This window comes from Caballeronia choica, assembly GCF_001544535.1.
GTDB classification, from domain to species: Bacteria; Pseudomonadota; Gammaproteobacteria; order Burkholderiales; family Burkholderiaceae; genus Caballeronia; species Caballeronia choica.
On sequence record NZ_FCON02000029.1, the window covers coordinates 34,728 to 47,222 of the forward strand.

The following is a 12,495-nucleotide window of genomic DNA, read 5'->3' on the forward strand; positions in this document are numbered from 1 at the left end:
ATCCTAAGGACTGGCCCCACGCAATCCACGCCTTATTTCATCCTGACTTTCGTCGGACAACAGGCGAACGATCGTACTTCCCTTTTCAACGAATCCGGCGCTGAAACGGTGCGCCCCAAATCCGCCGAAGCCCCGTGCATCGGTCGTTCGGCCGGTGTCGCGAGGTTTTGCAACCGGTCTGCTATAGTTCCTCACCATCCCTCCCCCTCTTTCATCGGTCGCGTGGACAACCTTCCCTTATGGGCGCAAATTTGCGCCATCTTTCTGCTTCTCTTCCTGTCCGGCTTCTTCTCGATTTCCGAAACATCGATGATGGCGCTCAATCGCCACCGTCTGAAGCACCTCGCCAACCAGGGGTCGCTGCGCGCACGCACCACGCAGGGGCTTCTCGCCAAGACCGACCAGTTGCTGAGCGTCATCCTGATCGGCAACAACCTGATCAATACGATCATTCCCGTCCTGACCACGTCGATCGCGCTGCGCACGTTCGGCCATGACAACCTCGTGCTGTCGATCGCGACGGGTATCGTCGCGTTCCTGATCATCGTGTTCGCGGAAATCGCGCCGAAGATCGTCGGCGCGACGTATCCGGAGAAGGTCGCGCTGCCGGCGAGCCTCATTCTCGCGCCGCTGATGCGCATCGCGCGGCCGCTCGTGTGGTTCGTCAACCTGTTTGCAAACGCCGTGCTGAGCCTGCTGCACATCAACACGAAGGGCGGTCGCGACCAGCGCATGTCGACCGAGGAATTGCGCACCGTCGTGCTGGAATCGGGCAGCTTCATGCCGACCAAGCACCGCAGCATCCTGCTGAACCTGTTCGACCTGGAAAACATCACCGTCGACGACGTCATGATCCCGCGCCGCCGCATCGAAGCGCTCGATTTCGACGCGCCGTTCGAGCAGATCATGCATCAGCTGGAAACCTGCTATCACAACAAGCTGGTCGTTTTTCAAGGCGACATCGATCGCGTGCTGGGCATCCTGCACGTGCGCAAGACCTTGTCGGCGCTGCACAACCAGGAACTCGAGCGCGAGACGCTGCGTGAACTGCTCGCCGAGCCGTACTTCGTGCCGACGGGCACGCCGGTGTTCCAGCAGTTGCAATACTTCCAGGAGAGCCGTCACCGCATCGCGATCGTCGTCGACGAATACGGCGAACTGCAGGGGCTCGTGACGCCGGAAGACATCATCGAGGAACTGATCGGCGAATTTACGACGACGATTCCGCGCGGTGCGGCGTCGCGTGGCGGCTGGAACGAGCAGGGTGAATGCATCGTGGCGGGCAGCATGCCGTTGCGCGAACTGAACCGCTGGCTGCACCTCAACCTTCCGACCGACGGCCCGAAGACACTCAACGGGCTCATCCTCGAAACGCTCGAAGATATCCCCGATGGCGACGTGTCCGTGCAGATCGCGGGCGTGCAGTTCGAAGTGATGCGCAGCGACGACCAGGCGATCCGCACGGTGAAGATCTTCCGGCCGGCCGTCGCGACGCCCCGCCTGCCGCGTTAGCCATTCGGCCGAGTTGGAAGGCGCGCGACGCCGCGCGATGATCGGGTCATCCTGAACACGGACGGCCCGACGCCGCTACACCGATGCCAACCACTTCCCGCGATGCGTTCGCGCGACTCGCCCCGCGCCCGCCCGAAACGCCTCCGACCGACGACGCTCCCGCCGTCTCGCTCCTCACTGAAACCTTGCGTGCGGCGGCGGCGCGCGGCGCGTCGGACATCCACGTCGAACCGGCGGAGCACGCATGGCGCATCCGCCTGCGCATCGATGGCGCGCTGCACGTCCTGCAAACGCCGCCGCTTCATCTGCGCGATGCGTTCATCACGCGCGTAAAGGTGCTGGCGCGGATGGACATCGCGGAACGGCGCGTGCCGCAGGACGGCCGACTGCGATTGCCGCTCGCGAATGGACAGTTGGAGGACTATCGCGTGAACTCGCTGCCGACCTTGTTCGGCGAGAAGCTCGTGTTGCGGCGTCTCGACGCGTTGCCCGCCGATCTTTCGCTCTCGGCGCTCGGGCTCGACGCCATGCAGCGGGAAGTCGTCGAATCCGCGATTCATGCACCCCATGGGCTCATTCTCGTCACCGGGCCGACCGGCAGCGGCAAGACGCTCTCGCTCTACTGCTTCCTGCAAATGCTCAACGCCGAGGCGCGCAACGTGTGCTCGGTCGAAGACCCGGCCGAAATCCAGTTGGCCGGCATCAACCAGGTGAGTGTGCGCGACAAGGCCGGGCTCACGTTTGCCGTCACGTTGCGCGCGTTCATGCGTCAGGACCCGGACGTGATCATGGTCGGCGAAATCCGCGACGCCGAGACCGCCGACGTCGCCGTGAAGGCGGCGCAAACCGGCCATCTCGTGCTCTCGACACTGCACACGAACGACGCGCCCGCCGCCATCGCACGGCTGATCGACATCGGCATCGCGCCGTACAACCTTGCGTCGGCGCTGCGGCTCGTCACGGCGCAGCGACTGGTGAGGAAGCTGTGCGAGGCGTGCCGCGTGCCGTCCGAACTTGCGCTGGACGACGGCACCCGTCCGTTCGAACCGCGCGGTTGCGTGAAATGTCACGGCATCGGTTATCGCGGACGCGTCGGCGTGCATCAACTGATGCCCGTTACCGACGCGTTGCGCGAACTGATCGTCGCGCGCGCCGCCACGCACGCGATCACACGCCAGGCGCAGACCGAAGGCATGCCGGCGCTGCGCGACGCCGCGTTCCAGCGCGTGCGCGAAGGCGTGACGAGCGTCGCGGAAGCAGTCGAAGCGACGGAGATCGCGTAATGAACGGGCCGGGCACGGACACGCGGTTCAAGTGGCGTGGCGTCGATGCGCATGGCGCGGCGAAGCGCGGCAAAACCGTCGCCGCCGATGCCGCGGCGGCCCGCGCCGCGCTCAAGCGCGAAGGCTGGACCGTGCTCGAACTCGACGCGCTCGGCCACGCGCCGCCGCCGAAAGCGAGCGGTGCCGACGTCACGCTTTTCACACGCCAGCTCGCGGGCTTGCTGCGCGCGGGCTTGCCGCTCGCGCCGTCGCTGGAACTGATCGCGCAGACGCCGACGCGCGGCGGCCTGCCGCGCATCGTGCAGAGCGTCGCGCGCGACATCACGCATGGCGTGCCGTTCTCCGACGCGCTCGCGCGTCATCCGTCCTGCTTCGGGCCGCTTTATTGCCAACTAGTCGCGGTCGGCGAACTGGCGGGCGCGCTGCCGACCGTGCTCGCGCGCCTCGCCGACGATCGCGAGCGCGCCGCGTCGCAGCGCGCCAAGTTGAAGGGTGCGCTGACCTATCCGGTAATGGTGCTGCTGCTGTCGCTCCTGATCACCGCCGGCTTGCTGGTTGGTGTGGTGCCGACCTTCAAGACGATCTTCGACGGCTTCGGCGCCGCGCTGCCCGCGCCGACGCGCTTCGTGCTCGCCCTGTCGGATGGCGTGGCGCGCTGGAGCGTGCCGTTCGCGATTGCCTGCGCGGTCGCGAGCATCGCGTCGGTGCGCTTGTTGAAGCGCTCGCCGGCGGCCCGCAACGCCGCCGATCGCGCGACCTTGAAGCTGCCGCTCGTCGGCGCGTTGCTTCGCTCGCTTGCGGTCGCGCGCTGGAGTCGGGCGCTCGGCACGCTGCTGGCGGCAGGTACGCCGCTGTCGGACGCCTTCGACTCGCTCGCGAACGCCACCGGCAACCGGATCTTCGATCGTGCGACCGTCGAAATCGCGACGCGCCTTCGCCACGGCGAACGGCTCGCCGCCGCGATGCGCGCGCTCGGCTGCTTTCCGCCCGAAGTCGTGCAACCGATCGCGGTCGCCGAGGAATCCGGCTCGCTCGACGCCATGCTGATGGATCTCGCGACGCTCGGCGACCGGCAAGTCGACGAAAAGATCAACACGTTCGCGAGCCTTTGCGAGCCAGTCGTGATCGTCGTTCTCGGCGCTCTCGTGGGCGGACTCGTGATCGCGATGTATCTTCCCATCATTCAACTCGGCAACGTGGTGTAGCATCCCAGCCGAATTCACCCCGACACAGCCCATGCAGCCTCCGTTCGAACCGTATCTCGCGCAACAGTCCAGCGGCTTCATGCAGGCGTTCGCCACGCTGCCCGTCGCGGCGCAATATGGGTTCTTCATCGTCTTCGGCCTCGTGATCGGCAGCTTCCTGACGGTCGTCGTGCACCGGCTGCCGATCATGCTGGAACGCGCGTGGCGCGCGGAGACCCAGGCCGCGGATACGGAAACGGGTGCGGACGGCGAAGCGAAGACCGGCCGCTACAACCTCGCGCTCCCGCGCAGCGCCTGCCCGCACTGCGGTCACACGCTGCGCGCGTGGGAGAACATCCCGGTCATCAGCTACGTGCTCCTGCGCGGACGCTGCGCGCAATGCGGCGCGTCGGTCAGCCCGCGTTATCCGTTGATCGAACTTGCCACCGCGTTCTTCGCGGCCGCGTCGCTCTACGCATTCGGTCCGGACTGGTTGGCCGTCGCGGCGTTCGGTTTGTGTGCCGTGCTCATCGCGATGGGCATCATCGATTTCGACACGCGGTACTTGCCCGACACGCTCACGCTGCCGCTTCTATGGGCCGGCCTGATCGTCAATCTCGGCGACGGTGGCTTCGTGCCGTTGCACGACGCGGTCGTCGGCGCGATCGCGGGCTACCTCTTTCTCTGGTGCGTCTACTGGATCTTCAGGTTAGTGCGCGGCGTCGAAGGAATGGGCTACGGCGACTTCAAGCTGCTCGGCGCGCTCGGCGCGTGGCTCGGCTGGATGGCGCTGCCGCAAATCGTGCTCGTGTCTGCGATCGCGGGCGCGCTGGTCGGGCTCATCGCGACCTGGCGCGGGCGCATGCGCTTCGAGGAACCGCTGCCGTTCGGCCCGTTTCTCGCGATCGGCGGCGCGCTGACGCTTTTCTTCGGCACGCCGATTTACGCATTGTTCGGATGAATTCGGAGGACTCGTACATGCTCAGCATTGGCCTTACCGGCGGGATCGGCAGCGGCAAGACGACAGTTGCGGATCTGTTCGCCGCGCACGGCGTGCCGGTGATCGACACCGATCTGATCGCGCACGGAATCACCGCGCCGGGCGGCGTCGCCATGCCGTTGATCGCGAGCCAGTTCGGGCCGGAGTTCGTCGCCGACGACGGTTCGCTCAACCGCGCGAAGATGCGCGAACGCGTGTTCGCCGATGGCACCGCCAAGGCACGGCTCGAAGCGATCACGCATCCGCTGATCCGCGCGGAAACCGAGCGCCAGAGGAGCGTTGCGCGCGGCGCGTATCACATCGTCGTCGTGCCGTTGCTGGTGGAAGGCGGGAGCCGGGCGTTGCGCGTGGAGCGGGTGCTCGTCGTCGATTGCCCGGTCGAGACGCAGATCGGGCGCGTCATGCGCCGCAACGGCTTCTCGCGCGAGCAGGTGCTCGCGATCATCGGGCACCAGGCGACGCGCGAGGCGCGTCTCGCGGCGGCCGACGACATTGTCGTCAACGACGACCGCGCCACGCTCGATTCGCTGCGGCAGGACGTCGATGCACTGCACGCGCGCTATCTGTCACTGGCCGGCGACGCGAGCAACGCAGCTTCGTAACGTTCACACGTAACAATTGGAACTGCCGCGAACGGCGACTAAAATGCGCTCGGACAAGCCCATTTGGCGTCGATTTGCTAGGGTAGTGCTGCGGCATTAGAATGTCCCCTGACTTTCTGTCCACGAAGCAACCGACCAACGCCGAGGCGAGCGCGCTTGATCCTTTACGAGTATCCCTTCAACGAGCGAATTCGAACGCTGCTGCGCCTCGAAGACCTGTTCGAGCGCTTCACGTTTTTTCTGACCCAGGAAGACCCGCGAGAGCATCAGGTCGCGCTGACCACGCTCTTCGAAATCGCCGAAGTCGCGGGCCGCACGGATCTGAAGGCCGATCTGATGAAGGAACTGGAACGCCAGCGGCAGACGCTCGCGCCGTTCCGCGGCAACCCCGGCATCGAACAGGACGCACTCGAAGCCGTGCTCGGCGAAATCGAACAGACGCTCGCCGGCCTCGCGCAAATGCAGGGCAAGACCGGCCAGCATCTGGCGGACAACGAATGGCTCGCCAGTATCCGCAGCCGCACGATCATTCCCGGCGGCACCTGCAAATTCGACCTGCCGTCGTATTTCGCATGGCAGCAGCTACCGGCGGAGCATCGTCGTCAGGACATCGTGAAATGGGTCATGCCGATGCTCGCCTTGCGCGACGCCGCCACCATCGTGCTCCGTCTCGCACGCGAATCGGGTCAGGCATCGAAGGTGATGGCGATGCAGGGCAGCTATCAGCAGATGCTGTCGGGCCGGACGTATCAGTTGATGCAGGTGCGCGTGTCGCCGGAAGTGCGCGTGATTCCCGAGGCGAGCGCGAACAAGTACATGCTGTGGGTGCGTTTCACGGTGCAGGATGGCGATCTGCGGCCACGTGCCGTCGATGTCGACGTGCCGTTTCACCTCACGCTGTGCAGTCTTTGAACCCGGCTTTGAATCCGGCCAAGTGGCCTCATGTTCAAATCCCGGCAACCCTCGATAACGTCTGACCGTATGACCACCGTCGTCAAATGCCCGACCTGCGGCAAGGAAGTCCGCTGGGTCCCGGAAAACCGCTTTCGCCCGTTTTGCTCGGAACGCTGCAAGCAGATCGATCTCGGCGCGTGGGCGGCCGAAAAATACAAGATCGCAGGCAACGCCCAGGAAACGCCGCCCGATGACGATTCGCGCGGCGGGCTGAATTAGAACTTGAACGGGAACGCGCTCGGACGCGCGTCTAGTTGGATTCCGCGGCAAGCCATTCCAGGACGGGAATGGCCGCGGGCAGCAACGGCGCGACGTTCACCGGCAAGTGCTGCCACGCGAGCGCCTGGCCTTCGCGACCGGCGGGCGTTCCGCTCCAGTGCGTCACCTTGCAGAAGTAAAGCCGCACGTAAGCGTGGGGATAGTCGTGTTCGAGCGTCCGCCACCGTTCGCACGCCGTGACGTCGATACCCAGTTCCTCGTGCAGTTCGCGACCCAGCGCCGCTTCGACGCTCTCGCCCGCCTCGATCTTGCCGCCCGGAAATTCCCAATAGCCTTCGTACGGCTTTCCTTCGGGCCGCTGCGCGAGCAGATAGCGCCCATCCGGTTGCAACATGACGCCAACGGCGACCTCGGTGACCTTGCGGCCGTTCGCGGCGATGTCCGTCATGCCTTGCGTCCCGACCAGTCGCGCGCGAACTGCCACGCGACGCGCCCCGAGCGCGAACCGCGCTCCAGCGCCCACACCAGCGCATCGCCGCGTGCGCTTTCGATTTCGCTCGGCTCGCAGCCGAAATGCTTGAGCCAGTGCCCGACGATCGACAGGTAGTCGTCCTGCTTGAACGGATAGAAACTGACCCACAGCCCGAAACGCTCGGAGAGGGAAATCTTCTCCTCGACCACTTCGCCCGGGTGGATCTCGCCATCGGACGTGTGCTTATAGGTCTCGTTGTCGCTCATGTACTCGGGCATCAGGTGACGGCGGTTCGACGTCGCGTAGATCACCACGTTGTCGGACTGCGCGGCCACCGACCCGTCGAGCGCCACCTTCAGCGCCTTGTATCCCGATTCGCCTTCCTCGAACGACAGGTCGTCGCAGAACACGATGAAGCGCTCCGGCCGCGCCGAAATCAGGTCGACGATGTCGCCGAGATCGTGCAGGTCGTCCTTGTCGACTTCGATCAGCCGCAGGCCGTCCTTCGAGTAGGCGTTCAGGCACGCCTTGATCAGCGACGACTTGCCGGTCCCGCGCGCGCCCGTCAGCAGGACGTTGTTCGCCGGCAACTTCGCGACGAATTGGCGCGTGTTCTGCTCGATCAGCGCTTTCTGGCGATCGATGTTCCGCAAGTCATCGAAGGAAATCAGGGAAATTGCCGGCACCGGTTGCAGATAACCGCGCCCTTGACGCTTGCGCCAGCGAAACGCAACGGCCGCGCTCCAGTCGATCTGCGGCGAAGCCGGCGGCAACATGCCTTCAATGCGCGCAAGAACCGCTTCGGCGCGAGTCAAGAATTGTTCGAGTTTGTCCATGACGGGCCTGTCGATTTACGAGCGGTAGTCGGCGTTGATGCTCACGTAATCGTGCGAGAGATCGCACGTCCAGACGGTCGCCTGCGCGTCGCCACGGCCGAGCAGCACGCGAATCGCGATCTCGCTTTTCTTCATCACGCGCTGGCCGTCTTCCTCGCGGTATTCCGGATTCCGTCCGCCGGATTTCGCCACCAGCACGTCGTCAAGGTAGAGATCGATCTTGTCGACATCGAGGTCCGTCACGCCCGCGTAGCCGATCGCGGCAAGAATGCGGCCGAGGTTCGGATCGGATGCGTAGAACGCCGTCTTCACCAGCGGCGAATGGCCGATCGCATACGCGATCTGGCGGCATTCCGCCACGTTCGCGCCGCCTTCCACCGTGATCGTCATGAATTTGGTCGCGCCTTCGCCGTCACGCACGATCAGTTGCGCCAGTTCCTGGGCCACGGCCGTCACGGCATCGCGCAAGGCAGCGTAGGCGGGCGAATCCGTCGACGTGACCGCCGGCAGGCTCGACTTGCCCGAAGCCATGAGGATGAACGAATCGTTCGTCGACGTATCGCCGTCGATCGTGATGCAGTTGAACGAGCGATCGGCGACGTGTTTCGCCAGTTGATCGAGCACCGGCTGCGCGACGGCGGCATCGAATGCGAGGAAACCGAGCATCGTCGCCATGTTCGGCCTGATCATCCCGGCGCCCTTGCTGATGCCCGACAGCGTGACCGTGTGCCCGTCGATCTGCACCTGCCGCGATACGGCTTTCGGCAGCGTGTCCGTCGTCATGATGGTCTGCGCGGCGTCGTACCAGTGCGCGGCCTTCTGGTTCGCCAGCGCGGCGGGCAAGCCCGCCTTGAGACGATCGACCGGCAGCGGCTCGAGGATCACACCGGTCGAGAACGGCAGGATCTGCCGCGCGTCGAGGTCGAGGAGCCGCGCGAGTTCCGCGCAGGTTTCGCGCGTATGCGCCATGCCCGGCTCGCCGGTGCCCGCATTCGCGTTGCCCGTATTCACGACGAGCGCGCGAATGCCCTTGCCGCCCGCGCGCACGGCGTCGAGATGCTCGCGGCACACCGTCACCGGCGCCGCGCAAAAGCGATTCAGCGTGAACACGCCCGCGACGGTCGCGCCCTCTTCGAGCTGGATGACGAGCAGATCCTTGCGATTCGGCTTGCGAATGTTGGCTTCGGCCCAGCCTAGCGTGACGCCGGCGACGGGATGAAGCGCTGCGGGATCGATCGAGGGGAAATTGACGGCCATGTTCGCGACTCGCTGAATGTGGCGAATGCCGGCGTTTGTCGTTGAACACGCGACGCCGGCACGGGATGAATGGACAGACGCCGCTTGCGGGAAAGCTCAGACGGCGCCGGGAAAAACCGGACCTGCAAAGACAAACGACGCATCGCTGCGTCGCTTGTTTTCAATGATGAACCGCACGCAAAATTAGACCAGCTTGCCGTGACAGTTCTTGTACTTCTTGCCGCTGCCGCACGGGCAAGGGTCGTTGCGGCCGACCTTCGGCACTTCGTCGGCGGGACGCGTGGCGACCGTGGTGTCGTCGCCGTAGGCCATCGCCTGGTTGACCATTTGCGCCGTGGCATCGGCCGGGGCGGGTGCCGCGGCGGCCTCGGCGAAATCCATATGCGTGAACGCGACGTTCTCGAGATGGCTGCCCTTTTCCTCGTACTGCTCGGCAGCTTCTTCGAGTTGCTCCGGCGACTGGATCTGCACGTTCATCACGACGCGCGTGACTTCCTGCTTCACCGAATCGAGCATCGCGGCGAACAGTTCGAACGCCTCGCGCTTGTATTCCTGCTTCGGGTTCTTCTGCGCATAGCCGCGCAAATGGATGCCCTGGCGCAGGTGATCGAGCGCGGCGAGATGCTCGCGCCAGCGGCTGTCGAGCGTCTGCAGCATGATCGAGCGCTCGAACGCGCTGAACGACTCGCGGCCCACCAGCGTGACTTTCGCCTCGTAGGCTTCGTCGGCGGCGGCGAGCACGGCTTCGAGGATCTCGTCGGCGTCGATCGAATTCGATTCGTTGATCATTTCCTGGATCGCGAGATCGAGCGACCAGTCGTTGCGCAGCACTTCCTCGAGTTCCGGCGCGTCCCACTGCTCTTCGATACTGCCCGCCGGCACGAACGTGCGCACGACTTCAGTAATCACGCCGTGGCGCATCGCCGCGATCGTTTCCTGCACGTCGGTGGCTTCGAGCAGTTCGTTGCGCTGCTGGTAGATCACCTTGCGCTGGTCGTTCGAGACGTCGTCGTATTCGAGCAACTGCTTCCGGATATCGAAGTTGCGCGCTTCGACCTTGCGCTGCGCGCCTTCGATCGAACGCGTGACGATGCCCGCCTCGATCGGCTCGCCTTCCGGCATCTTGAGGCGATCCATGATGGAGCGCACGCGGTCGCCCGCGAAGATGCGCAGGAGCGGATCGTCGAGCGACAGATAGAAGCGCGACGAACCCGGATCGCCCTGACGGCCTGCACGGCCGCGCAACTGGTTGTCGATCCGGCGCGATTCGTGGCGTTCCGTGCCGATGATGTGCAGGCCGCCCGCGGCCTTCACCTGATCGTGCAGCGCCTGCCACTCGTCGTGCAGCTTCTGGATACGCGGCTGCTTCTCGTCTTCGGGAATGGAGAGATCGGCTTCGATGAACGACGCCTGCTTCTCGACATTGCCGCCCAGCACGATGTCCGTTCCGCGGCCCGCCATGTTGGTCGCGATCGTGACGACGCCCGGACGCCCCGCTTCCGCGACGATCGCGGCTTCCCGCGCGTGCTGCTTCGCGTTCAGCACTTCGTGCTTGACGCCGGCTTGCTTGAGCAGGCCGGACAGCAATTCGGACGCCTCGATCGACGTCGTGCCGACGAGCGTGGGCTGGCCGCGCTCGACGCAATCACGAATATCGCGAATCACCGCCTCGTAGCGTTCCTTCGCGGTCTTGTAGATCTGATCCTGCCTGTCGGTGCGCTTCGGCGGCCGGTTCGTCGGGATCACGACCGTTTCCAGGCCGTAGATCTCGTTGAATTCGTACGCTTCCGTATCGGCCGTGCCGGTCATGCCGGACAGCTTCGAATACATGCGGAAGAAGTTCTGGAACGTGATCGACGCGAGCGTCTGGTTCTCGTTCTGGATCTTGACGTGCTCTTTCGCCTCGACAGCCTGATGCAGCCCGTCCGACCAGCGGCGGCCGGTCATCATCCGGCCGGTGAATTCGTCGACGATGACGACTTCGTCGCCCTGCACCACGTAATGCTGGTCGCGGTGGAACAGCGTGTGCGCGCGCAACGCGGCGTACACGTGGTGCATCAGCGTGATGTTTTGCGCGGCGTATAGGCTCTCGCCCTCGCCGATCAGGCCCCACTCGGCGAGCAGGCGCTCCGCCTTCTCGTGGCCCTGTTCGGTCAGGAAAACCTGACGCGCCTTTTCGTCGAGCGTGTAGTCGCCCGGCTTTTCGACGCCCGTGCCGTCCGCCTTCTCTTCGCCGATCTGCTGTTCGAGCAGCGGCGGCAGCGCGTTCATGCGTACGTAGAGGTCGGTGTGATCTTCAGCCTGGCCGGAGATGATGAGTGGCGTCCGCGCTTCGTCGATCAGGATCGAGTCCACTTCGTCGACGATCGCGAAATTGAGCGGACGCTGTACGCGCGCATCGGTCTCGTAGACCATGTTGTCGCGCAGGTAATCGAAGCCGAATTCGTTGTTCGTGCCGTAGGTGATGTCGGCGGAGTAGGCTTCCTGCTTCCGGCCGTGCTCCATCTGCGACAGGTTGATGCCCCACGACAGCCCGAGGAAGTTATACAGCCGGCCCATCCATTCGGCGTCGCGCTGCGCGAGGTAGTCGTTCACCGTCACGACGTGCACGCCGCGCCCCGACAGCGCGTTCAGATACGCGGCGAGCGTGGCGACGAGCGTCTTGCCCTCGCCCGTGCGCATTTCCGCGATCTTGCCGTAGTGCAGGACCATGCCGCCGACCAGCTGGACGTCGAAGTGACGCATATGCAGCACGCGCTTGCTGGCCTCGCGGCAGACCGCGAACGCCTCGGGCAGCAGCACGTCGAGCGATTCGCCGCTCGCGACGCGCTGACGAAATTCGTCCGTCTTCGCGCGCAGTTGCTGGTCCGTGTACTTTTCGACCGTCGGTTCGAGCGCATTGATCGCCGCAACGGTCTTTTGATATTGCTTGACCAGCCGCTGGTTGCGACTGCCAAAAATCTTTTGAAGGAAACCGGTGGTCATCGGATCAGTGTCTGCGTCGCGGTGTCGGCTGGGTGCACGCTATATGCGCCCGAGTTCGGAGAACCTCGGCGGCTTAAGTCCATGGGTGAAATTTAATCGGGGATTTTAGCACGCGAGCCCGGCGGAGCTTGTGTCAGCGTGGGCTCGTCCGCGTCGGCGCCGCGCCACAGTCGACGTGCCTGGAACCTTCC

At 64.7% G+C, this 12,495-nt stretch carries 11 protein-coding genes; 7 read left to right on the top strand and 4 right to left on the bottom strand.

Annotation, left to right across the window (positions count from 1 at the left end; all coding sequences use genetic code 11):
• Positions 1-222: 222 nt before the first annotated feature.
• From AWB68_RS15385 to yacG, 7 genes are all read left to right on the top strand, one after another.
• On the top strand, positions 223-1,512 hold the full coding sequence (locus AWB68_RS15385; RefSeq protein ID WP_087645208.1) for an HlyC/CorC family transporter: 1,290 nt from the start codon (positions 223-225) through the stop codon (positions 1,510-1,512).
• 83 nt (positions 1,513-1,595) lie between these two features.
• Positions 1,596-2,795, top strand: a complete 1,200-nt coding sequence (locus tag AWB68_RS15390) for a GspE/PulE family protein (RefSeq protein WP_087645209.1) — start codon at positions 1,596-1,598, stop codon at positions 2,793-2,795.
• On the top strand, positions 2,795-4,000 hold the full coding sequence (locus AWB68_RS15395) for a type II secretion system F family protein (RefSeq protein WP_087645210.1): 1,206 nt from the start codon (positions 2,795-2,797) through the stop codon (positions 3,998-4,000). Before AWB68_RS15390 ends, AWB68_RS15395 begins: the two co-directional genes overlap by 1 nt.
• 31 nt (positions 4,001-4,031) lie before the next feature.
• The gene (locus tag AWB68_RS15400; RefSeq protein ID WP_087645211.1) at positions 4,032-4,940 is read left to right on the top strand and encodes a prepilin peptidase; all 909 of its coding nucleotides are present in this window, start codon (positions 4,032-4,034) and stop codon (positions 4,938-4,940) included.
• A 17-nt stretch (positions 4,941-4,957) separates the two neighbouring features.
• A complete protein-coding gene (coaE, locus tag AWB68_RS15405; RefSeq protein WP_087645244.1) occupies positions 4,958-5,581 on the top strand; it encodes a dephospho-CoA kinase in 624 nt (207 codons plus the stop codon).
• Positions 5,582-5,737: 156 nt separating this feature from the next.
• Positions 5,738-6,493 (top strand): cell division protein ZapD, encoded by a 756-nt coding sequence (gene zapD / locus AWB68_RS15410; protein ID WP_087645212.1) that lies wholly within the window; start codon positions 5,738-5,740, stop codon positions 6,491-6,493.
• Positions 6,494-6,562: 69 nt separating this feature from the next.
• Positions 6,563-6,754, top strand: coding sequence for a DNA gyrase inhibitor YacG (gene yacG / locus AWB68_RS15415; RefSeq protein WP_087645213.1), 192 nt, complete (start codon positions 6,563-6,565; stop codon positions 6,752-6,754).
• 31 nt (positions 6,755-6,785) lie between these two features.
• On the opposite strand, the gene AWB68_RS15420 is transcribed toward yacG, so the two are convergent.
• The 4 genes from AWB68_RS15420 to secA all read right to left on the bottom strand — a co-directional run bounded on the left by AWB68_RS15420 (position 6,786) and on the right by secA (position 12,304).
• A complete protein-coding gene (locus AWB68_RS15420) occupies positions 6,786-7,202 on the bottom strand; it encodes an NUDIX domain-containing protein (protein ID WP_087645214.1) in 417 nt (138 codons plus the stop codon).
• A complete protein-coding gene (locus AWB68_RS15425) occupies positions 7,199-8,062 on the bottom strand; it encodes an ATP-binding protein (protein WP_087645215.1) in 864 nt (287 codons plus the stop codon). The genes AWB68_RS15420 and AWB68_RS15425 overlap by 4 nt, the downstream gene beginning before the upstream one ends.
• A 15-nt stretch (positions 8,063-8,077) precedes the next feature.
• On the bottom strand, positions 8,078-9,319 hold the full coding sequence (gene argJ / locus AWB68_RS15430; RefSeq protein WP_087645216.1) for a bifunctional glutamate N-acetyltransferase/amino-acid acetyltransferase ArgJ: 1,242 nt from the start codon (positions 9,317-9,319) through the stop codon (positions 8,078-8,080).
• A 183-nt stretch (positions 9,320-9,502) separates the two neighbouring features.
• Positions 9,503-12,304, bottom strand: coding sequence for a preprotein translocase subunit SecA (gene secA / locus AWB68_RS15435; protein ID WP_087645217.1), 2,802 nt, complete (start codon positions 12,302-12,304; stop codon positions 9,503-9,505).
• Positions 12,305-12,495: the final 191 nt, after the last annotated feature.

Coding starts and splice junctions, on each gene's coding strand:
- yacG (WP_087645213.1), top strand. CDS start 6,563: ATGACCACCGTCGTCAAATGCCCGACCTGCGGCAAGGAAGTCCGCTGG.
- AWB68_RS15420 (WP_087645214.1), bottom strand. CDS start 7,202: ATGACGGACATCGCCGCGAACGGCCGCAAGGTCACCGAGGTCGCCGTT.
- AWB68_RS15425 (WP_087645215.1), bottom strand. CDS start 8,062: ATGGACAAACTCGAACAATTCTTGACTCGCGCCGAAGCGGTTCTTGCG.
- argJ (WP_087645216.1), bottom strand. CDS start 9,319: ATGGCCGTCAATTTCCCCTCGATCGATCCCGCAGCGCTTCATCCCGTC.
- AWB68_RS15400 (WP_087645211.1), top strand. CDS start 4,032: ATGCAGCCTCCGTTCGAACCGTATCTCGCGCAACAGTCCAGCGGCTTC.
- secA (WP_087645217.1), bottom strand. CDS start 12,304: ATGACCACCGGTTTCCTTCAAAAGATTTTTGGCAGTCGCAACCAGCGG.
- AWB68_RS15390 (WP_087645209.1), top strand. CDS start 1,596: ATGCCAACCACTTCCCGCGATGCGTTCGCGCGACTCGCCCCGCGCCCG.
- AWB68_RS15395 (WP_087645210.1), top strand. CDS start 2,795: ATGAACGGGCCGGGCACGGACACGCGGTTCAAGTGGCGTGGCGTCGAT.
- coaE (WP_087645244.1), top strand. CDS start 4,958: ATGCTCAGCATTGGCCTTACCGGCGGGATCGGCAGCGGCAAGACGACA.